The organism is Martinezella paranaensis (assembly GCF_014200235.1).
Taxonomy (GTDB): Bacteria; Pseudomonadota; Alphaproteobacteria; order Rhizobiales; family Rhizobiaceae; genus Rhizobium; species Rhizobium paranaense.
The window spans coordinates 352,820-374,636 of sequence record NZ_JACHBI010000006.1 but is presented as its reverse complement, the minus strand read 5'-3'; the positions used below and the strand labels follow the sequence as shown (position 1 = coordinate 374,636).

Below are 21,817 nucleotides of genomic sequence, written 5' to 3'. Positions count from 1 at the left end.
GAAGAACGCATGGCGACATTCAAGCTTGCGAAGGGTCAGTCGTTTCAGATTCACAAGGAGATGGAACTCGTCCATTCCGGACTTGTGTGGGATCCGCCAGAAGGCTCCGGCCCGGCATTTGATCTCGACGTTCACTGCTTCGCGCTTATTCATCCGGGCGGCGACGCCAACCGTGCCCGGCTCTATAATGACGGTTCGCATGCGCTCTGCTACGCCTTCGTGCGCAGCCCCGGCAACCCCGAGGGCTCTCTCTTCAAGAATCCCGACGGCTCGTTCCAGACCGACGACGGCTCCATGTGGCACGAGCGCGACGACCGCACCGGTCGCGGTGGGCCTGTGCGGGCCGACGACGATGATGACAAGGAAGGCGGACACCACGGCGAAGGCTTCAGGGAGGAATTCAAGATCGTCCTCGCCAAGCTGCCGGCAGACGTCGCCGAACTGGCGGTCTGGGCGACCATTCATGACGCCGAACGCAAACGCCAGGATTTCGGGAAGGTGAAGAACGCCTACATCGAGGTCTGCGACGCCATGGACGACGAACTCTGCCGATATCAGCTCACGGCCGAATTCGCGGGAAAGACGACAATACAGGTCGCGTCCTTTCTTAAGCAATCAGACGGCTCGTGGAAGTTCCACGCCGTCGGTGCGGGGTCGAATGCCGGCCTGGGTGAAGTCATCAACGCCTATTTGGGATGAAGGAGCCGGATGCCGTGGGACCGGGGGACGACGACGGCGACCGGCATCGCAAAACGTCTCCCAAAATTCTCTTTGGGGAGCGCACGCCGACTGAGGAAGCAGGCCTCGAAAACTCGGGTGGAAAACCGCGCGTGCTCTTCGGCTCTCCTCATCAACCGGCGGCTAAGGGTACTTTCCCTCGCATCGTCGCGGGTGGTGAGATACGTCGGCGCATCGAATGCACCATTTCAGGATTGCGAGAGATCGAGCCGGACGCTGCGGAGGCAGTGCTTCGCAGCGCGATGCAGCTCATCGATGCGACGAACCTCGACGATCATCATTTCGACGATGTCGTACGGTTCGGCGCATCGCTTCAGGAAAGGCACGGGAGACTCGCCGACGAACAACTCGCCCTCGCGGACGACGATACGCTCGCGACGGTCAAACGTCTCAGCGGCGATCTTCTGCAGCATCTCGACCAGCTCGACCCGGCACTCGTATTTGCGCGACAACGCGGCGTTGGCGGCATTCTGCGTGCCATCATGCGAGAAGACCCCGAGAGGCTCCTTGCGCGCCGCTATGGAGAAATGACGGAGATCACCAAGGGACTTAAGGCCCGGCTGCCGGAGATTTCAAGGCTGGCCGGCACGATCAATGCGCTGAGAAACAAGTACACATCCTTGGAAAACGGCCTCGCAGCTCATGTTGTCGCAGCACGCTTTCTTATGCGGCACATAGCTAGGCATACCTATGAGGACAGTGTGACCGAGAAACATTACACATCCCAGGCCGATGCCCTTGAAGCACGAATTACCGCACTTTCGATGACGGCGGCGTCCGTTGCGGTCGGGCATCGAATGATCGAATCCATTCACACAATCGTTGCGGGGACCGAACGCTTTGCCTCCGACCTCGTCAATGAAGAACTGCCGGCTTGGAAAACCGCCTATTCAGCCGCGTTGATGGCGCGCGCATCAGATGCCCATGCCGCGGCCGACGGCCTCCCTCGCCTCAAGCAGCTCCACACCCGCTTACGAAACACACTCATAATGGAAGGATGACCCATGACGACATTCAAACTGCAAAAGCCCGAGGAGGAAGTCCGCCGGGTTGGCTTTGTGCTCCAGAAACAAGGCATCCACGAACGCATCCCGGCGCAGGTGGGACTGAACATCGACGTGTCAGGCTCCATGGCGGAGTTATTCTCATCCGGCATCGTGCAATCCGCGCTCGAGCGGGTGCTCCCGGTTGCCTTGTACTTCGACGATGACGGCCGTATCGACACATGGGTCTTTTCCGACACCGATAGAATCGCATCTATTACTCCGGCAACGGCTAACAATTATGCCGACTATGTCGAGCGCGAAATCACCGGCAACCCGCTGCTGAAACGCATCCTCTGGGGAGGCACGGACTATGCTCCGGTCATTCGCTCCAACCTGATGACCTACGGATTGCTCGAAGAGCATAACGCCGGCGGCCTTCTCGCAATGATCTTCGGCATGAAGCGCGACTCGCTTGGCGAGGAAACGCGCTCGGGCGTTCCAGCCATCAACTACTTCCTGACGGACGGGCAGAACTCGGACCACGAAGCCGCATGGCGTCTTCTTAGCGATGCCGAGCACGCGCAGTCGCAGATCTACTATGTCATGGTCGGGATCGGAGACGACGAGTTCAGCTTCCTCCGTGCGGCTGCAAAGGAATTTCCGAACGTGGGCTTTGTGAGCGCCAGGAACCTGGGCGCGTTTGTCGGCAGCGACGACGCCTACGAGAAGCTGCTGCCTGCCGAACTCTGCTCGTGGCTGAAGCACGAGCACGAGGGAGATGACGATCATCACTAAGGCGCTTCGCGAACGCTTCCGGACAGAAGCAGTGGCGCCCCGTGCCCTGCGTCGTCAGCTTCGCTTCCCCGCCGGTCAGATGAGAGATTCAGTCTCTAAGTTCGATCCAGACCGGGGCGTGGTCGCTTGCATGAGGCAAAGCGCGGATCGACTTATCGACACCTGCCCGTAATAGATCGTCCGCCAATGGAGGACTGAGCAGGAGATGGTCTATGCGCAAACCCGCATTGCGGGCAAAGGCGTTGCGGAAATACTTCCAAAATGTGTAGACGCGCTGATCCGGGAATAGATGACGCAATGCATCGGTCCATCCTTGAGAGACGAGATCACGGTAGGCGGCTCGCACTTCCGGCCGAAACAGTGCATCATCGCGCCAGCGCTCAGGCGCATAGACATCGAGGTCGGTCGGCATGACGTTGAAGTCGCCGACGAGCGCGACAGGTATTTCCAACGCGAGCAGCTCTTCGGCATAAGCGGTGAGGCGCTGGAACCAGCGCAGCTTGTAATCGAACTTTGGCCCGGGCGCCGGATTGCCGTTCGGAAGATAAAGACAGCCGACAAGTATGCCGTTGACCGCTGCCTCGATGTAGCGGCTGTGCGTATCATCCAAATCGCCCGGAAGTCCGCGTCGCGTCTCTATCGGATCGTGTCCCCTTGCCAAAACGGCAACGCCGTTCCAGCTTTTCTGGCCATGCCAGATGGCACCATATCCAGCCTTTTCGATTGCGCGCCAAGGAAACTTCTCGTCGGGCGCCTTCAGTTCCTGAAGGCAGACCACATCCGGAGAGGCCTGCGCCAACCACCGGAGGAGAATGTCGAGGCGACCGTTGATGCCGTTGACGTTGAAACTTGCGAGCTTCAACGACGTCAGCGCCTCGAATTGCGGGCGCCGCGATCGCCTTCGCCAGGCTTGGCTCCGCACTTGGCCCGATAGAGACAATCTGGTGGAAGCGTCGGACCGATATCGGCACTCTGCTCGAATTGAGCCTTTTCGTTTCGGCGAACGTAGCGATTGTCGGCGCCGATATCGATGAGTTCACGCTTGCTCATGAGATGCGTCCTTCCAGCTTGCTTCGTCTGCAGAACGCAGGCGCAGGAAAAAAGATGCAGGCGCCGGAAGGTCCGTGTTAAGAGCGTCGGCAGGTCACACACTCCCAGCTTCGCGACTACCCATTGCTATCCGGCTAGAGGCGATTCTTGAGCATTTCCGCCGTGACGTTTCGGCCGCGCCGGAAAACACCCAGGTCCGTCACTTGGTCGCCTTCGACGATGAACGCGATAGACGCGCTGCGGCGGTAACCGGCAATCCCGCCACCGGCCCGTCGCGGACGGTCCCGGGCTCTGGAAGCGTCCTGAACCCGTCGATAAGTTCATAAATGCCACCGACATAGTTGCCGGCGATAATCGGCCCAGCCTCGGCGGTGATATCGTCAAAAATCTTGTCAAGCTCGGCCTCGGCCAGCTCGTGTAGTCGGACACGGTAATCCATCCGCTACTTGGCTTTTGCCAGCGCGTCCCGGTGCTTGTTTTCGAAGCGGGCTCGGGCATCCTCGAACGAAACCGCCTTGGACGGATGGCGCTGCAGCTCTGCGTACCGGCCCGGGATCTCGTCGTGGACCCAGCGCTCAAGACCATCTTCGAACTCTTCGAGCATGCGCAAGCCGGCATGGATGGCTTCATTGCGGTCATGGTAACGACCGGATTCGAGCTGACGCTGAATGAACTGCTCGTCAGGCTCAGGTAGGTCTTGGCGGTTGCGCATCATGATCTCCTTGGCCTAATTATGGGGTGGCTGTAGACTTTCCGCAATGGCTTTGTCCGTGTTGCAAGGTCACAAGCGGTGAGAGCAATTCGGGCTTTCCGAGCAATACCGTTCATCCTAGATGATCGGGAACTCACGCATTTTTCGAGTAACGGTGTGGGCAAAATGCAGGTCATATCCGGCGCAACACCCATACGGCCAAAAGGTCGGGGATGTTAAGCCAAGTGACACCCTTGGTCTCACCTCATCATTCTTGCCTGCGACAGATGCTCCCCTATGTTGACGAGAATGGATGTACAGGAGAACAAAGTCTCGGCGAGTTCTATGGACGCGCCCACACAGATGCCACTCCAGGCGCCAAACCCTGTTATCATGGCCGAGGTAGAACTCTTTCTGAGAGGGCGAACCCGCGATATCAGGCTAAAAGGTGAGCTTTATCGCCTCTTTCAAGAACGCTCCTGGTTTCGAACGGCTAAGATCATTCGTTCCTGGATGATCTGGGTCGCGCTGATAGATGTGCTGACATTGGGCCTCAACGCCATCCTGCTTCCAAAGGCGATCGTGCTGTCGATGCTTGCGCCGGCCTGCATCCTCCCTCCGGCCGCTCTGGCCACTGCCTTCATCTGGAAAATCCCGCGCGCTTTTGAGCTCCAAAGGATCGTCTTGATTGTCGGTATGTTCTTTATCCTCCTCTCCGTAGCGCTCGTGGGCGTGAATGCGGGAGGTGAGTTCTACGAACGGCATTTGACCATCATGCTGTTCGTGGCCATTACCGCGATCATCATTTTTGCCATACCGCTGGTGTGGACGACGATGATCGCAGTCATGGCGCTTGGTCTCTATTTGTTTTTCCAGATGTACAACCCGAATGTCGAATTGGGAAGCTCGGAGGCCGCAACGCTGTTCTTCGCCAGCGGCATCGTCGCAACGGTGGTTGCCCGGCGCACCATGACGATTTTAGCCCAGAAGACCTTCCTTCTTGAACTGCGCGACAAGAGCCGAGTGGCGGAATTGGCGGATGCGAATGCTCGGCTCGAACTTCTTGCGAGAACGGATCCCCTGACCGGCATCGCCAACCGAAGGTGGATGATGGAAATGCTCAATCGTCTCTGGAGTGGGGATAGCCAACCTACAGAGGGGATTGCCATGCTGATGTGCGACATCGATCATTTCAAGCTGCTGAACGACAGTCTCGGCCATGGCGAGGGAGACCGTTGCCTTGTAAAAGTTGCCGGCATTATTCAAAGCAGCATGAGAGGAAATCGCGACCGTGTGTCACGCTATGGCGGCGAAGAGTTTCTGATTGTGCTTCCCGGTGTGAACGAGGAAGAGGCAATCGCTGTCGCCGAAAGAATTCGAGAAGGTGTAGAAACTGCCTCCCTTCCGAATCCTGCATCTGGAATGTCGTCGTGCGTCACCGTCAGCATCGGGGTCGTTTACATACCGCACATCAATACCGCCTCGCCGGAGCAGCTTCAGAACCGGGCTGACAAGGCCCTCTACATTGCCAAGCAGTCTGGCCGAAACCGTGTGGTGCTTTACAAGGCAAGCTCGCCGAACGCATAAGCTTTCGTTGCTTGCATCAACAGTCCGCGGCCAGACGGCTGGTGACGGCAGCCGCGTCGATCCGAGAGACGGTGCCAAACACGTCAGTTCAAAGGTTTGATGGGCGCCGCAGCGAACGAGTCGATGCCTTCGAGTTCTACCGTCTGGAGGAATTGTTCAAACGCCTCCACGTCCGTGTCGAACACATCCATCCACACCGTGATATCGAGCCCTTCATCGATCACCTGAAGATTCCATCCACGGCTCTCACCGAACGGTCGAAAAATTTCGACGATCACACTTGTTGCCTCGGTAATATACGGCCGAGACAAGGGAGAATATTCAAAGTGCGGATTGCAATCACTATCCGCACTGGCCATCGCGTCCGCCATCCATTTTCTCCCGACTAATGCCACGCCCGTAAATAGAGCAACTTGCGGAGCTGGCTTTGCTTGGTCACACCGATCTGAAACCAATGGACAAGCTCTCGCGCCGCCTCCTGGGCTTCCGCGCCCGCTTTCTCGCAACACCGATCCTCGCAGTAATCTCTCAGAAGAGCCTGCATCATCATAACGTCTTCCGGATAAAGCGGCGGCATCCAGCCGCCAGATGCCTGGAACATCCCGTCCTCCTATCAGAGGTCAAACTCCTTCATCAGACAGTAGGCAAAAAATCCGGCGCGCCAATTAACTTTGACATAGGGACCGCGATTTTCGCAAGGAGGACGCTTACTGCGACCGAACGAGCTGTTTCGAAATCGCGTTCCGTCAAAGGCAAAACGCAGACTAACGCTTGCACCGGAAAAATTCTGTTCCTGCACGCCACACCCCGCACCTGTGAGGCCAGGGAACCGTGAGCCGTCAGCCGAGTTTTGTTCTCATCGCAAGGAATACAGCAATGCATCTCACGGACACCAAGGAGAGAAAATCATGCCTGACAACTCGAAGACATCTCCCGCAGTGGTATCCATGAGGCGGGAACAGGCTGCACAGCGGCGAAAGGCCAATAAGGGTGAGCTCGATGTGGGCCTCGAAAATACCTTCCCGGCATCGGACCCAGTGTCCGTGACCCGCAGCGACATTCCTTCAGGACGCGCGGATGCGGAGGAGGCCCAACGGGTGAAACGTCAGGCTAGTCCCTCGGCCAACACGGGCGCTCGGCTGATCAGCGATCGTGTCGCCTTTGAGCGAGGTCGAGGTGACGATGGGCAACGTGATGTAGAGGCTGCGGGGTTTTCGGACTCTCCATCGACGGCGAGAAGCATGCTTGCTGATTTTCGGGAGCGCGTGAGGGAACGGCCCCTTCTGGCTGTCGGCGCCGCGGCAATGGCGGCGTATATTTATGCGCTGATATCTCATCGGGAATGAACGAAAGGCGGGGATAGGTGTCGGTCCCCACGTACCTCTGAACAGGCACTTTCTGATTCCATTGAGATCGACCTACATCGCTCACACGAACAGCGATCGCTTCATGGCTAAGGACACAATTTAGAGTGCGAGCGATGTCGTCGATGTCACTGGGACGCTCGGTGAGTCCCATGACCCGTGTCTGGAGAATGAAGTGTCGCGGAGAAACAAAGGCGGCAAAAACAGCGATCGCGGTGAAGACGTCAGCCTGACGTTCAGCCGTCCTTTCTCTCCGGGTCCAGGCGATCAGGCCGCACATCGCTTTGAGGGCGTCCGACACCACCAGAAGCTCCGCCGCCACCATCGTTTTCATCGTTGTCGCGAGCAAAATCGACTGCCCTGGGCAAACGCAGACGGATACCGTTGCGGTCCCCTTCCTCCGGCCTCAAGAAGGCGTTGGTCTTTTTGAGAACATCCATCGTCTGATCAAGGTTCGACCAATGGAAGCTGTGGACGTACCTCTGGCCGAAGTCCAAAGTCCTAATGAGAGTGTCCGGGTCACCGTGGGTGGACATCAGGCTCAGCCCTTCCAGGCAATTCGAGCGATATATCGTTGGGATGATAATGCGTGACTCGTTCGCGACAGCAAGCTCGGCGTTCATCATAATTCGTGCCGATCTTCCGTTGCCGTCCGAAAATGGATGAACCACGGCTATCATGAACATCATAAAGACGGCTCGATCAAACGGAGTATCGAGACGACTGTAAATTTCGAAGCCTTTTTCCAAGGTGCCGATGACTTCGTCGGGTCTGACGAATGTCGTCACCCCTGCCCGGTTCGACTTGGACTTGAACTCTCCCGGCATGGTCTCCGACCTGCCGCCCAACATAAGCGCATGCCTCTGTTTTAGGAGACCGAGCAGTTCTTCGAATTTTTTTGGCGTCTTAGCCATCTCCTCACGGCTAGAAACGATGTCGAAAGTCCCACGAATATCATGGGCATCCGCAGGTCGGTCATTGTGGATGCGCCCTCCAAAAATGATATCCTCCGCTTCTCCAATCTCAAACTCTGTTCCTTCATTGAAGTTGGAGAAATAGGCTTCGAAGAAGGCGGCGTGAAGCGTAACCGGTGTCCCGCTCCCACGTTGTCCTCGCCGCGCTGATCTGTGATCCGCTTTCCATGGGTGAGCAAAGGGAGTTTCTCCATGGAGAGTACACTGGAGTTTCTCACGACCAGGAAGTCTGGACGTGAGCCGCATCGGCATTGGCCAGACGAGGTGAAGGCGCAGATCGTTTCGGAGAGCCTTCGGCCGGGAGCGCTGGTGAATGAAGTTGCAGAACGCCACGGCCTAAAGCCAAACCACCTCTCGACTTGGCGAACGATGGCACGGCAGGGCAAGCTGGTTCTGCCAGCACCTCAGGATGCGGTGGAGTTCGCGGCGACCAGCGCCGCCAGCCCGTCGTGACCTTTGCGGAAGTCGACGGGCTTGGTCGCCGCCATTGTCAACAGCCACAAGCAGAGTCAGATCGACGACCTGCTACCGTGGAGCACCCGATCTACGTCTCGGACCGACGGCCAAATGCGGTGAGCAAAACCGCACCGATCAAGCCCGATGTCAGTGAACCCAGCAGAATACCGATTTTCACGTGATCCTGCACGTTCGGATCGTTGAATGCCAGCAATCCGATAAACAGAGACATGGTGAAGCCGATACCGCACAAGAGAGCTACCCCGACCATCTGTCCCCAGCTCGCTTTTGCAGGAAGCTCGGCGAGTTTAAGGTTTACAAGGATTGCCACGGTGCCGAGAACACCGACCAGTTTCCCGAATAGCAGCCCTGCGGCGACACCCATGGTCAGGGGCTCGGTAAAGACCGACATGGAGACCCCAGCAAACGAGACGCCCGCATTCGCAAACCCAAAGATCGGCACGATGGCAAACGCAACGGGCTTGTGCAGATAGTGCTCCAATTTATGGAGAGGAGATTCTGCGTGCGTGGCTTCCGGAGTGCCCGGCGTGAGTTTCAAAGGGATCGTCAGCGCTAATACGACACCCGCCAGCGTAGCATGGACACCGGATGAGAACACCAAAACCCAGAGCACCGCACCCAGCACCAAGTAGGGCCACAGTGCTTTCACGCCCATCCGGTTAAAGATGATTAGGTTGCCGACGACAATAGCCGCACCGGAAAGTGCCAGCAGGTTGAGGTCGGCGGTATAGAACAGTGCAATTACGATGACTGCCCCGAGATCATCAATGATTGCCAACGCGGCTAGAAAGATTTTCAGCGATGCCGGGACACGTTTCCCGAACAGCGACAGCACGCCGAGCGCAAAAGCGATGTCGGTCGCCGTCGGAATGGCCCATCCCCTGAGCGCGGACGCATCGTTCCAGTTGAAGTAGATGTAGAACAGCGCCGGAAACACCATCCCTCCGGCGGCGGCGGCTCCTGGAAGGATACGTCTGCTCCAGGTCGATAGCTGGCCGTCTAGCATCTCTCGCTTTATTTCCAGTCCCACCAGCAAGAAGAAGACCGCCATCAGTGCGTCATTGATCCAGTGCTGGATGCTGAGCGGCCCGATATAGACATGCAGGATATCGAAATACGCGTCCGCCATCGGCGAATTTGCTGTCGCGATTGCCAGTGCGGCAACAAACATCAGGATGATACCGCCTGATGCCTCGTTATCGAGAAAGTGGCGGAGAGTGGATTGAATGCGGCCCTTGGACATCGTCGAAGACATGGGTTCGCGCTCCTTGTGAGAGGTTGATCGTAGTCTCCGTGGATTTCGGGGGAACCCGCAGCACCGCAGCACGCGCTGTGGGAAATATCTAGCGACTATCCGTCCTGATTTCTACAAAATTCGACCCGCATGGGCCAGATATGGGCCATCAAGTAATCAAGCGTGATCCTTGCAAAATACCCGCGCCGCATTTGCATGTTGATAGGGGTGCGAATTCAATGTGCCAGCGGCACACCGCTTACCGTGAAGCAATCCTTGATCCTGTTCCCTCGTGAGGCGAGGTGCGGCCGGTGCTCGACCACGCAATACGTCGTGCAGCGTGTTGAATAGGTTAACACGCTTGCTGTCATAAGGCGTTCCGAGTTTGTGAGAAATTGCCAATGGCGACGTAAGCTCGACATCTTTTGTGCCGAGCAATGTTCCGATCATTCCGTCTAGTTCAGTTGCATTGGATTCTAAGTTCAGCGCTTTGCCGACTGCCTTGATCCGGTCCCGTAGAACACCCAAACCGTCAAGACCCGTTTCCCTGTCGTTACGCAGGCGTTGAAGAAGAAACCCTTCCACTTCCTGACGTGATACCGTTCGAGCCACGCCATTTCTCGCTCGTGACTGCACCATATTCTCGACGAGCATTCGAGCCTGCGACGAGATGTAAAGCCCAGACCTCATCGGTTGATCATCTTCCGGCAAAGGCTGACCCTTGCGCACCTTCAACGAAACTCCGGGTAATTCGATCTCTCGGTTTGTTGGGCCAACCAAAAAAACAGAACTGTCGGCCGCGGGCTTTCGCTCGAAAGCTGTCCTGTCAACGATCACTGAGTTCGGCACCGAAACAGCTACGATGTCCCAAAGCTTTCGTTTCACAAGCTGCTCAGGGTCGTCGCGCATGTTAGTCGTGTACAAGCGGCCGCCGAGCCCACGGAGCTGTTTTGCTTCCACACCCCTCGCAATTGTTTTGGAAGTCGCCGTTGTGGAGAGAACGAATTCAGCAAACACAGGCAATTTATCACCTTAAAACGCTTCAAGAACCGATTTTTGGCAATTTTTGCGACTTAACAACGTGACACCGACAGTACGTGTCAATTTTTACCACTTAAGAGCATTAATCCGTCAAGTTTTGCTGTTTAATGGCCGAATTCATCCGTCTCAACGAGCGTTCAATGTCCGTTTTCGCGAGTTTAGTCGAAAAAATTCACCGTCGCCTTGGCGTCTTCTCAATCAACGACACCAACGCCTCTTCCAACCGGGCAATTGACCGATCCTCGTCGACAACGAACAAGTCGATCGTGTCCAACTTCGCAGCGTCGCGCTTCCCCTCAAAATTCAGCATGCGTTTCCCAGGATCATAGGTAACGAGAAACGCGATATTGGCGGCATTCTAGCGGTAGATTGTATTGACCGAACGGAACTCCTTCTTCGGACGTCGTGATAAGATGGGATCGAAGCCGTTTTGTCGAGCATCCGGCTGCGCCGTCACCGTTGCGTCGTTTCAGATGCCCCTCCTCAATCAATCGGACAAGGGTCTCGCGCGTTACGTTCAGCTCGACCCGACCTGAGCATTTTCCTCCGGACGCTTGAGCACGCGGCGGCCTGCGGGACGATTTGATTGGCTCGCAGAGGATCACGAGAGCTTCAAAGCCCACTTTTGACGGCGAGCCAGGTGCGACCTTAAGCTCAGATGCTGCTCATGTCCGGATATTGAAGGCACAATCAATAAGTACATACTTACTGATTGAAAACTCCGCCGAGACCACCGCGACGTTTCAATCGAACTGCTACCGTGACTTTTCATCGGGCCAACCAATGATCAGTGGTATCGCCATGCTTGCGACCCTTCCGAGCGGCAATCGCTTGAACAGTCGGACACAGATAAAAGTCGTTGCCATCGCGCCCGCCAGTTTTGCCCATGGATAGCGGCCGAGCTGGGCGTGCGCGCTCGCGTCTGCCCAATCGAGGTTCGATTTGACGACGGTTGTTGTCTGCTGCGCAACGGCACCTAATCGAACTCGCAGATTTTCGATCTCATCTCTGAGGTTGGCGATCTCACTTTTGAGATGGTCAAGGCGCTGTCGTTCGGCGCCCATGTCGTCAATGGAGCTTTGAACGCCTTCTTCCGCCGGTGCATCAGCCTCGAGCGCGGCGAGATGAGCCTGCAACTCGGCATGGGTGCGAAAGCCATCCGGCCGGTTAGAAGTGTTCATGGCTGCCTCCCTGATGGGGAAACAAGTCGCAGTTGTCGTTTCCGGAAGCGGTGCGCTCGCGCGTGAACATCCCATCTCTCCTACGGTCGCTGGATCACAGGAGAACGCGTCAGGAGTCAAAAGGATGCATAACGCGCATTTGCATGGCCTCTATGCGAGCCCTTTGAAGTAGGCGCGGTTTCCCGCGCAAGGATCAGGCGGGATAACGTCGATCATGCCGCCCACGGGGCCTATCGCGGGAACATAGCTCCTCGTCATTCATTTATTAGTGCGGTCTCCAAGGCCGCAGCTCAGGTGTTCACGCGGGTCACCGGAGCTTGAGCCCGCCTTGCTTATCGCGCGGCGGGCTCAGACATTTCACAGGCTATATCGCCCAGGCACTAAGACGCCATCGCATAGTGGCGATGCGCAGATTGCGCCGCATGCCGCGTTCTGAACCGTTGTACCAGATCGGCGAGGTTCTCGGTTTCCTGGGTCAAGCTCTGGGCGGCTGCCGTGGTTTCTTCCACCATGGCGGCATTTTGCTGGGTCACCTTGTCCATTTGGTCGCCGGCAGCCGAGACTTCTCGCAGGCTTGCTGCCTGTTCACGAGCCGCAACGGCGATCTGGGCAACAGTCGAACTCATGGCGATGACCTGCTCGACAATTTGTTCGAGCGAAATGCCGGATTCGCCGACAAGCTGCACACCGGTCGTAACTTGGGCGGAGGAGGTGGAGATCAGCTCCTTGATTTCCCTGGCGGCACTCGCAGAGCGCTGTGCGAGTTCACGCACCTCCTGGGCGACGACGGCAAAGCCCTTGCCTGCCTCTCCCGCGCGCGCCGCTTCCACGCCGGCGTTGAGGGCGAGCAGGTTGGTCTGGAAGGCGATTTCGTCGATAACGCCGATGATGTTGCCGATCTTGGACGAAGAATTTTGAATCTCCGTCATCGCGGCAATCGCGCGGGAGACAATCGCGCCGCCATTCTCCGCAGTGGCGCGTGCGGTCGCCACGGCGCTCTGAGCATGACTTGCTCCTTCCGCCGTGCCGTTGACACCCCGCGTGACGTCGCCGAGCGCTGCGACCGTTTCCTCGAGCGAAGTGGCTTGCTGTTCGGTACGACGGGCAAGATCGTGGGATGCGGAGGAGATTTCCGTGAGGCCCGATCTGATCGTGCCGACGGCACGGATGACGGAGCCCATGGCCTCTTCCAGGCTGGAAACCGCGCTGTTGAAATGATCCCGAATGCGGATGTAGCGGCCGTCAACCTCACCGACACGCACGGTAAGGTCACCCTTTGCGAGCGCATCGAGACCACGGGAAATCTGCTGGAAGGCGTGTTCCATGATCTGGGCATCGGAAAGTCGCTCTGCTTCCTGGCGCAAGCGCTCTTCCTCGGCGGCAAGGCGAGCGCGCTCGGCATTGGCCTCTGCGATGATCTTGGCGTGTCCCGTCTCCTGGAAGACCTTCAGCGAACGTGCCATGGCGCCGAGCTCGTGATGATGTTCGGTGCCGTCGACCGCCATCGTGTCGTCACCGCGGGCAAGGCGCTCCATTGTCCATGCCATTCTTCGGACAGCAGAGGAAATCAACTGACCAATGAAATAGGCAAGCACGAGACCGATCACGATCAGAAGTCCGCTGATCACCAGCGTCGAGCGGGTCGCAGACGCAACCGTCGTATCGACAGAACCGTCGAGAGCCTTCTGTGCATCCATGACAGTCGCCTGCAGATCTTGGAAGCCAGTGGCGATTTTCGGGGCCAGAACGTTGAGTTCGCTGTCGCGGATCTTGTTGGCCGCCAGCGACACGTCCCTCACGTCGCCAAGGCGGCCTGTGTAGTTCTGCATGAGCCGACCGGCACCGAGAATACGTTTGTGCTGCAATTCATCCTTTGCAGCTTTGGCGGCCGCGTCGTTCAAGGCCATGGCATCGTTCAGCGCCGCCTGTGCGGTATCGTAGGATGCCAGATCACCGGAGTGGATAAAACGCTCAGAGAAATAGAGGCTACGGTTCAAGGCTTCGAGTGTTGCCCCGGTCATATGCAGCAGCGTCACATCGTTCTGCCTCCATGCACTGCGCATCACGTCATTGAGCGCAATGCTGGTCCAAGGACCGAACTCTGTGACCTTGGCGATCAGAGCCTCGCGCCGGGCGTGGAGGGTTACGACCTGCTCGAAAGCCTTGCCATAGGCGTCAACATCCTGACGGATGGTCGCCATGCCCGTCTCCAGAGAACTGTTGCCGGCAAAGCGTTGGTCCTCGGCGGCAAATGCCTGAACCCCTGCACGGAAACGGTCGACGATTTCCTGTGTCGGGTTGGATCTGAAAGCTTCCACCGACATCTGGATTTCGTGGAGCTGGTTGCTGTGATCCGAAATAGCAAGGCTCTGGCCCGCGGTACCGCGATAAGAGGAGAAGATGGACGAAAGTCCGCCCATACCGGAAATCGCGTTGACCGACAGCAAGCTCATGAGCAGGATCAGCGGCAGGAAACCGGCCGTAATCTGTGCGCGGATGCCGAGTTTATTCCAAAAGCGCAACATCATAATCCTCTTTTGCTCACTGGCTCTTCGGCAGGTATTGGGCGATATTCTGGGGCGTGACGAGTTCGAACGGCACGTTGTTGACGCGCGGCACTTGCTGGCCATTGATGAGCTTGATTGCCGCATCGACTGCCGTCGCGCCCTGTCCGACCGCGCTCTGAAGAATGGTCACATCGAGATCGCCGGCCTCCATTGCCGCGAGCGCGTCGTCGGTTGCATCGACGCCGGCGACAACGACGTCTTTCATCGACATGCCATTGCGCTTCATGGCCCGGATTGCACCCAGCGCCATCTCGTCGTTATTGGCGATAACCGCGTCGAACTTCACCCCGGCCGTTAGCCATTCCTGCATCTGCTGATCGGCATAATCCCGCGACCAATAGGCGGCTTGTCGCTCGACGACCTGCAGGCCTTTGCATTCGGGCGTGGCAATGACGTCGTCGATATCCTGAGTGCGGGCGCGGGCGGCTTGGTGGAAGGGTTCGCCCATCAGCACCACGACACGTCCCTTACCCTGCAAGAGAGAGCAGACCTGCTTGGTTTCCAAGGTTCCCGATTCCGCTTCGTCGGACGCGACAACAACCTGGTTTTCCGGCAAGTCGGAGAGGTTGGAGGGAACGTTATTGATGTAGACCAGCGGAATATGGGCATCCGCCGCAAGCTTGGTCATCTGCGGTCCGAGGTCGCCGTCGGAGACTGCAATGATGATGGCGTCGACCTTGTCGGCGATCATCTGTTGGAGCTGTTTCTTCTGAAGCTCGGTGTCGCCCTTGGCATTTTGCTGGACCAGCTTCAGCCCGGAAATCGTTTTTCCATGCGAAAGGACGCCGTTCAGCACCATCGCCCGGAATTTATCCAGATCGGACATTAATACACCGATCGTTTGTGCGCTCGCAGTGGAGGCGCACATCGCCATCACGAAAGCAGCAAGTAAGGTTTTTCTCATTATTGACCCCAGGCGTTCACCGAACTGAGGACTTATAATGAGATTTTAGTTAAATTTTACTTTATGATAACCAATGCCCTTAAGCATATCTTTACGCACATGCGTGGCTTCTTGAATATATCTCCATGTAAGAGATTTCTTTATTTCGTTATCGCTAAATAATATCTCTTTACAAAAAAGACAGCATATAACTCGCCCACTTGAATGCCTTCAGCGTGGGAAAACCCTGCCATCGAACAGCTTTCGGGCAGTACGGATCGTGCCCGCTCCCTTTATCTCTTCCTGGCTGTCCAGATCCAGGAACACTTCCATGCTTCCCGTCGGATGCTCGATTTCGTAGCGGCCGTCTGAAGGCGCGTTTACCAGCTTTCCTGCCGGGCTATTCTTCAGGCGCGTGGCTGTTGCGACCGTCACCGCTGCGAGAACGCCGATGGACGCATGGACGCGGTGTGGAATGAAGCTGCGCGTGGAGATCGCTCCACCGTTTGCAGGCGAAGAAATAAGGATGATCTTCGGAACGGATGCGGTCGTGACCTCGCCGAGTTGCATCATCGGTCCGCTCTTGATGCGGATGGCCTCGATCCGCGTTTTGACCGCGGCATTCGCCTCGAGTTCCTCGCGAATTTCCTTGCCGGTCAGGCCGAAGTCCGACGCCCGCATGATCACGCAGGGCATGCCGTTGTCGATAAGGGTCGCCTCGACGCCATCGATGATATCGACCTCGTTATCAGTCGGCAGCAGTGCGCCGCACATTGTCCCGGCAATGTTCGTGAATAGCAGCGGAACGGCGGCATTCGTGCCCGGCACGCCGGCGATCGAGGCCTCACCCGTATAGTTCACCCGCCCGTTCGGCGTCTCGACCTTGGCGACCGCGACCTCGCCCGAGTTGAGCATATGGATGCGAACTTCGGTGAGGTCTCCAGTCGGCTTCACCAGACCGCGCTCTATGGCGGCGGGGCCGACACCGGCCAGAATGTTGCCGCATCCCTGCGCATCGCTCACCAATGCCTGGTCAACGAAGACCTGCAGGAACAGGTAGTCCACGTCCGCGTCTTGGCGTGTGGAGGCAGAAAGCACGGCGACCTTTGACGTCAGCGGGTCCGCCCCGCCGATACCGTCTATCTGGCGCGGATCGGGCGAACCCATGATCCTCAGCAGCAGATCATCGCGTTCCACCTTATCGCTCGGCAAATGCTCGGTCAGGAAATAGGCGCCCTTCGACGTGCCGCCTCGCATCCACAGACAGGGGATGCCCTCCTCATACATATTTGAGCCCCTTTGCCGCCAACGCCTCGCGCATGCCGTAGATATCGAGGCCCAATTCCCCGGATGCCAAACGTCTGCGTTTGGCTTCTTCGTTGGCAAGCCGCTTCTCCGCCGCGGCCAGCACATCGGCCGCTTCGGCCCGCTTGACGACGCAGACGCCGTCGTCATCGGCAACGATGATATCTCCGGCCTCGATATGGGCGCCGGCGCAGACGACAGGGACATTCACCGAGCCGAGGGTTTCCTTGACGGTGCCCTGTGCGGAGACCGCCTTTGACCAGACGGGAAAACCCATCTGCGTCAGGTCCCGCACATCACGAACGCCGGCGTCGATGACGAGGCCGCAGCAGCCGCGCGCCATGGCCGATGTCGCGAGCAGGTCGCCGAAATAACCGTTGTCGCAAGGCGATGTCGGCGCAAGAACGAGAATGTCCCCTTTCCGGAGCTGCTCGATTGCCACATGAACCATCCAGTTATCGCCGGGCGGTGCTGAAATCGTCACTGCCGATCCGGCGACCTGCGTGCCGGAATAGATCGGCCGCATATAGCTCGCCAGCATTCCCTTGCGGCCCTGCGCCTCGTGAACGGTTGCGACGCCCGCCTTGGCAAGCCTTTCGATCAGGTCAGGTTCAGCGCGCGAAATGTTCTGAACGACGACTCCCATCAATGGTCTCCCTGCTTCTTTACGGGCGGTGTCCCGTGCGTATGGAAGGTTTCGATTGTCTTCAGACCCCAGGCCTGGCCCTTTTTTCGTTCCGTCTCGGTCCAGACGATGGGGTGCCAGTCGGGTGCGAGGATCAGCCGTGCACCCGAATTGGCAAGCTCGACACGATTGCCGGCAGGCTCCCAGACATAGAGGAAGAAAGTCCCCTGAATTGCGTGCTTATGCGGCCCTGTCTCGATGTGGATGCCGTTTTCGAGGAAAATGTCGGCCGCACGCAGGATTTCCTCCCGCGTGTCGGTCGCATAAGTTACATGGTGAAGGCGCCCATCGCCGCCGCCGTGTTCTTCTGTGCAGGCAAGGTCATAGGTCTTGTTGTTGACCGTGAACCAGCATCCGCCGAGGCGGCCATTGTCGAGCTGGATCATTTCGGTCACGCGCGATCCGAGACAGGTATGCATGAACCTGCGGAACTCGGATACGTCGGCTGCGAGCAGGTTCAGGTGATCGAGCCGGCGCGGATGGCAGCCCCGCGCATGATAGCGCTGGGCGAGATTCTTGAGCTTCGGCCTCTCTTCCGGCGGCGGATCGTAGCGAACCGTCTCCCAATAAATTTCGAAGATATGGCCGAAAGGATCCCGGAATCGGAACGCCTTGCCATGGCCCATATCGCCGTCGACCCAGCCGAGCACATCGTAACCGCTCGCCTCGATCGCCTTGACGCGCCGCTCAAGCGCTTCGGGCGAAGAAACCCTGTAGGCCACGTGGCCGATGCCGGTCGTCTCATGGCGCGTCAATTTCAGGGTATGGAACTCGTAGTCGTCCCAGCCTCGCAAATAAGCGGAGCTTTCGTCCTCGCCCGCCAAGGTCAATCCATAGACATTGACGAAGAAATCGAGGCTCTCGTCATATTTGTCGGTGAACATCTCGACATGAGCGAGGTGAGCGATATCGAAACATGGTTCCATTTTAAGCTCCTCCCGAGAGCGTCATCAAAGCTCGTCGACCGTACGCGGGAAAATCGACTGAAAGCCTTCCGCATATTGGGCCGCACGGCCGCCGGATTGGCCGCCGGAATTGCGTTGGAAGTGGTTGGCGCGGTTTTGGGCGACGCGGGTATAAAACTCCCAGAGATGCTCCTGCCCTTCCATGCATTCGATGGCGGCCCGCTTCTTATCCCATACGGAGGTGATGTCGAGGAACACGTCCGGTTTCCAGCCCATCTGCTCCGTCTGATGCGGCTCGAACAGGTAAAGCTGTGGCGCACCGAGGACGTTTTCGCCGGGATTGTGGCCCCAGGCCTGTGCGATCATGCGGGTTTCGAGCGCGACCTGCGTGGCATACATATGGTCGGTATTATAGGGATCGTATTGCGAGTGGCTCAGCATGAAGGAGGGCTGCACCTTGCGGATCACCTCGACGAGGCGATACTTGTCGTCATCTGTCATGCGTAGCGGATAGTCGCCGAGATCGAAGCAGATCAGGTCATGGACGCCGAGCGCCTGGGCAGCCTTTTCAGATTCGGCACGCCGCGCAGCCTTTACGCGGTCGAGCGTCATGTCCTTCTGTTTCCATAGCTTGGCGGACTCGCCTCGCTCGCCGAAGGACAAGCAGACGACGGTCACGTCATAACCTTTGTCGGCATGCAGCGCGATCGCACCCCCGCAGCGCCAGACGAAATCTGCGGCGTGGGCGCTGATCACCAACGCGGTTTTCTTGTCGGACATGGAAGCCTCCTGTTTTTCCAAACCGTATGTCGCTCCGAACGGCCGGCTTGCCAATTTTCTTTCGACGCCTTGCCCATAAGTTTTGGCTATAATGAGTGGCGACGCGACCGGTCTCGGTCTAAAGCGAGCATAGCTTGATTGAATGGTCTGGGGATCGCGGACGATGAACCACTTAAAGATTGGCATGATCGGATTCGGCGAAGCAGCACGCGCATTTGCATCGGGCTGGACACGACCTGACGGCGCCGTCTTTTTCGCCTATGACATCAAGATCGCCGACCCGCGCAGTGCCAGCCAAATCGTCGCAGCATGCGATGAATTCGATGTCCGGTATGCCGATGAGGCCCGGCAAGCCCTCTCCGGCGCTGGGCTCATCTTCAGCGTCGTCACGGCCGATCAGGCTTTGCCAGCAGCAAGGAACGCCGCTAGCTGGCTGGAAGCCGGTGCGCTCTATTTCGACTGCAATTCCTGCTCTCCATCCGCCAAAATTATCGCAGCCGAGGCGATCGAAGCGGCAGGCGGCCGTTATGTCGACATCGCCGTCATGTCGCCCGTGCATCCGGCACGCCATCTCACGCCTCTTTTGGTTTCCGGTCCCCATGCCGAAGCCGCCATCGAGACGCTTGAACATCTCGGGATGAAGCCGAAATCCGCAGGCGAGAAAGTGGGGCAAGCATCATCGATCAAGATGCTGCGTTCCGTCATCATCAAGGGCATGGAGGCCCTGACGGCGGAATCGATGCTCGCCGCTCGCCGCGTCGGGGTGGAGAATGCCGTCATCGCCTCTCTGCAGGCCTCCGACCCGGGGATAGATTGGGCCAAGCGCTCGTCCTACAACCTCGAACGGATGATGGTGCATGGCGCGCGTCGGGCGGCCGAGATGCGGGAGGTCGCTGCCACTGTCCGCGATCTCGGACTTCCGGACAGAATGTCGGCAGCCATCGCCGACTGGCAGGACGAGATTGCCGCGCTCTCCGTGCCGGCGGATATCGATGATCTGGGAAGCCGCGCCGACAGCATCCTCGAACGGATGGATAAGGAAAGGGACAAGGGAGCCACGGCGATCCGATGAGGCAAAATCTGCGGCACCTACGCGTTTTTCTGGCCGTCGTGGAAACGGGCTCCGTCACGCGCGCCGCCGAGATTTGCCACGTATCCCAGCCGGCGGTCACGCAGGCCATATCAAAGATCGAAAAGACGCTCGGATATGCCTTGTTCTCGCGTTCGCCGCATGGCCTCTTCGTCAACGATGAGGGTAAGCTCCTGGTTCTGCGCGTGAGGCGCGCCTTCTCCTATCTTGATCCGGCGCTGGCGGAGCTTGCGCCCCGGCTCAAGGTCACCGCCACTTCGGCGCAACTGGAAGCCCTGGTCGCCGTCAGGGAGCTGGAGAATTTCACGCTTGCGGCGCGGCGGCTCGGGGTGGCGCAGCCGACCGTCCATCGCGCCGTCAGCCAACTTGAAAAGGAGGCCGCGCGTCCCTTATTCGAGAGAACGTCCTACGGGACGGTTGCGACGCGCCTGGCCCAGAACCTGGCGCATGCGACCCGCCTCGCCCTCGCCGAACTACATCAGGCAGAGGCGGACCTTGCCGAAGCCCGCGCGCAGGAGGCTGGACTGATCATCGTGGGCGGCATGCCTCTGTCGCGCTCGTTCATCCTGCCGTCGGCCATCGCCCGGTTTCGCAAGAAGCGGCCGAAGCTGCCGATCAAGGTTGTCGAGGGTGTCTATGCCGAACTGCTCGGCGGCATGAGGCGCGGAGAGATCGATTTCCTGATCGGAGCGATGCGCAATCCGCTTCCCATCGACGACGTCGAGCAGGAAACGCTGTTCAATGACATCGTCGTGATCGTCGCCGGCAAGCACCATCCGCTCGTCGGGAAATCCCCGATATGCATAGATGATCTGGCCTCCTATCCCTGGGTGGTCGCAACGACCGGCACTCCAATCAGAACCCACTTCGACGCCTTATTCCAAGGGCAATCTCAGGGACCGAAAAGCGTGGTCGAATCCAGCTCGCTGATCCTGATGCGCGAACTGCTCGACCAGAGCGACCATCTCGGTTTCGTTTCGGGCGGCCAGGCGGCGGCGGAAATCGAGCGCGGCCTAATGACGTCCCTGCCATTCGATCTAGGCCATACCGAACGGCCGATCGGCATCACGAAACGCAAGGGGTGGCTGCCGACAGCCGCTCAAGCAGATTTTCTCGACGATATCCGCGCGGAAGCAAAAGCCACCCAAAGTCGCCGTCTATAGCCTTCCCTTAAGACTTCCTCCTCGAACGGATGCGAACACAGCATGTGCGCCGTGTGATGCCGGCGCCGCATGACCACGGCCTCTCGGAAGGCCAGACCATCCCTTTGGTCCTCAAGCTGCAGCACAATATTGCGAGCCGCTTGCGAGGCAGGCGCCCTATAGCCGCTCCTTATGCCGCGCACCTCTGATTGGATTGGAGGTTGTGGTGCAAGACGCGTACTGCTTGGCCCGTCAACGAAGCGCAGGGGTGGAGGAGGTTGGCGGCGAGCGTCGATCAAGTGCTTTCGCAAAGCTATTTTCCTCGAGCGGACCGACGCATGG

At 58.1% G+C, this 21,817-nt stretch carries 24 protein-coding genes; 8 read left to right on the top strand and 16 right to left on the bottom strand.

Annotation, left to right across the window (positions count from 1 at the left end; all coding sequences use genetic code 11):
* The first annotated feature begins 9 nt into the window (after positions 1 to 9).
* From GGD50_RS17570 to GGD50_RS17560, 3 genes are read left to right on the top strand one after another with little or no spacing between them, the layout of a single operon-like run.
* On the top strand, positions 10 to 699 hold the full coding sequence (locus GGD50_RS17570) for a TerD family protein (protein WP_183938617.1): 690 nt from the start codon (positions 10 to 12) through the stop codon (positions 697 to 699).
* Between the two features lie 14 nt (positions 700 to 713).
* Positions 714 to 1,739, top strand: a complete 1,026-nt coding sequence (locus GGD50_RS17565) for a hypothetical protein (protein WP_183938616.1) — start codon at positions 714 to 716, stop codon at positions 1,737 to 1,739.
* Positions 1,740 to 1,742: 3 nt separating this feature from the next.
* Positions 1,743 to 2,519, top strand: coding sequence for a VWA domain-containing protein (locus tag GGD50_RS17560; RefSeq protein WP_183938615.1), 777 nt, complete (start codon positions 1,743 to 1,745; stop codon positions 2,517 to 2,519).
* A gap of 88 nt (positions 2,520 to 2,607) precedes the next feature.
* Here GGD50_RS17560 and xth read toward each other — a convergent pair whose 3' ends face one another.
* The 4 genes from xth to GGD50_RS17540 all read right to left on the bottom strand — a co-directional run bounded on the left by xth (position 2,608) and on the right by GGD50_RS17540 (position 4,281).
* Positions 2,608 to 3,381: an exodeoxyribonuclease III gene (gene xth / locus GGD50_RS17555; RefSeq protein ID WP_183938614.1), complete on the bottom strand. Its 774-nt coding sequence runs from the start codon at positions 3,379 to 3,381 to the stop codon at positions 2,608 to 2,610.
* A gap of 5 nt (positions 3,382 to 3,386) precedes the next feature.
* Positions 3,387 to 3,569: a hypothetical protein gene (locus GGD50_RS17550; protein ID WP_183938613.1), complete on the bottom strand. Its 183-nt coding sequence runs from the start codon at positions 3,567 to 3,569 to the stop codon at positions 3,387 to 3,389.
* Between the two features lie 199 nt (positions 3,570 to 3,768).
* Positions 3,769 to 4,008: a type II toxin-antitoxin system RelE/ParE family toxin gene (locus tag GGD50_RS17545; protein ID WP_246451283.1), complete on the bottom strand. Its 240-nt coding sequence runs from the start codon at positions 4,006 to 4,008 to the stop codon at positions 3,769 to 3,771.
* 3 nt (positions 4,009 to 4,011) lie between these two features.
* Complete coding sequence (locus GGD50_RS17540) at positions 4,012 to 4,281, bottom strand: ribbon-helix-helix domain-containing protein (protein ID WP_183938612.1); 270 nt, start codon at positions 4,279 to 4,281, stop codon at positions 4,012 to 4,014.
* Positions 4,282 to 4,569: 288 nt separating this feature from the next.
* Between GGD50_RS17540 and GGD50_RS17535 the strand changes: the two genes are divergently transcribed.
* Entirely contained in the window at positions 4,570 to 5,847 is a 1,278-nt protein-coding gene (locus GGD50_RS17535; protein WP_183938654.1) for a GGDEF domain-containing protein, read from the top strand.
* Positions 5,848 to 5,930: 83 nt separating this feature from the next.
* Here the strand turns inward: GGD50_RS17535 and GGD50_RS17530 are convergent, their stop codons facing one another.
* Positions 5,931 to 6,218, bottom strand: coding sequence for a hypothetical protein (locus GGD50_RS17530; protein ID WP_183938611.1), 288 nt, complete (start codon positions 6,216 to 6,218; stop codon positions 5,931 to 5,933).
* 14 nt (positions 6,219 to 6,232) lie between these two features.
* The gene (locus tag GGD50_RS17525; RefSeq protein ID WP_183938610.1) at positions 6,233 to 6,448 is read right to left on the bottom strand and encodes a hypothetical protein; all 216 of its coding nucleotides are present in this window, start codon (positions 6,446 to 6,448) and stop codon (positions 6,233 to 6,235) included.
* 307 nt (positions 6,449 to 6,755) lie between these two features.
* Here GGD50_RS17525 and GGD50_RS17520 point away from each other — a divergent pair, with 307 nt between their 5' ends.
* Positions 6,756 to 7,193 (top strand): hypothetical protein, encoded by a 438-nt coding sequence (locus GGD50_RS17520; RefSeq protein ID WP_183938609.1) that lies wholly within the window; start codon positions 6,756 to 6,758, stop codon positions 7,191 to 7,193.
* 254 nt (positions 7,194 to 7,447) lie between these two features.
* Here GGD50_RS17520 and GGD50_RS17515 read toward each other — a convergent pair whose 3' ends face one another.
* Positions 7,448 to 8,431, bottom strand: a complete 984-nt coding sequence (locus tag GGD50_RS17515) for a Fic family protein (RefSeq protein ID WP_246451281.1) — start codon at positions 8,429 to 8,431, stop codon at positions 7,448 to 7,450.
* Here GGD50_RS17515 and GGD50_RS17510 point away from each other — a divergent pair.
* Positions 8,378 to 8,638 carry a transposase gene (locus GGD50_RS17510; RefSeq protein WP_183938607.1) on the top strand — a complete coding sequence of 87 codons (261 nt, stop codon included), beginning with the start codon at positions 8,378 to 8,380 and terminating at the stop codon, positions 8,636 to 8,638. The genes GGD50_RS17515 and GGD50_RS17510 overlap by 54 nt on opposite strands.
* Before the next feature lie 91 nt (positions 8,639 to 8,729).
* Here GGD50_RS17510 and nhaA read toward each other — a convergent pair whose 3' ends face one another.
* From nhaA to GGD50_RS17465, 9 genes are all read right to left on the bottom strand, one after another.
* Positions 8,730 to 9,917, bottom strand: coding sequence for a Na+/H+ antiporter NhaA (gene nhaA, locus GGD50_RS17505; protein ID WP_183938606.1), 1,188 nt, complete (start codon positions 9,915 to 9,917; stop codon positions 8,730 to 8,732).
* Positions 9,918 to 10,073: 156 nt separating this feature from the next.
* Entirely contained in the window at positions 10,074 to 10,913 is an 840-nt protein-coding gene (locus GGD50_RS17500; RefSeq protein ID WP_183938605.1) for a hypothetical protein, read from the bottom strand.
* Between the two features lie 779 nt (positions 10,914 to 11,692).
* Complete coding sequence (locus GGD50_RS17495; RefSeq protein ID WP_183938604.1) at positions 11,693 to 12,118, bottom strand: hypothetical protein; 426 nt, start codon at positions 12,116 to 12,118, stop codon at positions 11,693 to 11,695.
* Between the two features lie 380 nt (positions 12,119 to 12,498).
* Positions 12,499 to 14,643 (bottom strand): methyl-accepting chemotaxis protein, encoded by a 2,145-nt coding sequence (locus GGD50_RS17490; protein ID WP_183938603.1) that lies wholly within the window; start codon positions 14,641 to 14,643, stop codon positions 12,499 to 12,501.
* A gap of 16 nt (positions 14,644 to 14,659) precedes the next feature.
* Entirely contained in the window at positions 14,660 to 15,589 is a 930-nt protein-coding gene (locus tag GGD50_RS17485) for a substrate-binding domain-containing protein (RefSeq protein WP_183938602.1), read from the bottom strand.
* 210 nt (positions 15,590 to 15,799) lie between these two features.
* Complete coding sequence (locus GGD50_RS17480; RefSeq protein ID WP_183938601.1) at positions 15,800 to 16,855, bottom strand: 4-oxalomesaconate tautomerase; 1,056 nt, start codon at positions 16,853 to 16,855, stop codon at positions 15,800 to 15,802.
* Positions 16,848 to 17,519: a 4-carboxy-4-hydroxy-2-oxoadipate aldolase/oxaloacetate decarboxylase gene (locus GGD50_RS17475; RefSeq protein WP_183938600.1), complete on the bottom strand. Its 672-nt coding sequence runs from the start codon at positions 17,517 to 17,519 to the stop codon at positions 16,848 to 16,850. The genes GGD50_RS17480 and GGD50_RS17475 overlap by 8 nt, the downstream gene beginning before the upstream one ends.
* A complete protein-coding gene (locus tag GGD50_RS17470; protein WP_183938599.1) occupies positions 17,519 to 18,484 on the bottom strand; it encodes a VOC family protein in 966 nt (321 codons plus the stop codon). Before GGD50_RS17470 ends, GGD50_RS17475 begins: the two co-directional genes overlap by 1 nt.
* A gap of 24 nt (positions 18,485 to 18,508) precedes the next feature.
* Positions 18,509 to 19,243 (bottom strand): PIG-L deacetylase family protein, encoded by a 735-nt coding sequence (locus GGD50_RS17465; RefSeq protein ID WP_183938598.1) that lies wholly within the window; start codon positions 19,241 to 19,243, stop codon positions 18,509 to 18,511.
* 163 nt (positions 19,244 to 19,406) lie between these two features.
* On the opposite strand from GGD50_RS17465, the gene GGD50_RS17460 reads away from it, so the two are divergent.
* Both GGD50_RS17460 and GGD50_RS17455 read left to right on the top strand, forming a co-directional pair.
* Complete coding sequence (locus GGD50_RS17460; RefSeq protein ID WP_183938597.1) at positions 19,407 to 20,315, top strand: DUF1932 domain-containing protein; 909 nt, start codon at positions 19,407 to 19,409, stop codon at positions 20,313 to 20,315.
* On the top strand, positions 20,312 to 21,496 hold the full coding sequence (locus tag GGD50_RS17455) for a LysR family transcriptional regulator (RefSeq protein ID WP_183938596.1): 1,185 nt from the start codon (positions 20,312 to 20,314) through the stop codon (positions 21,494 to 21,496). Before GGD50_RS17460 ends, GGD50_RS17455 begins: the two co-directional genes overlap by 4 nt.
* The last annotated feature ends 321 nt before the right edge of the window (positions 21,497 to 21,817 follow it).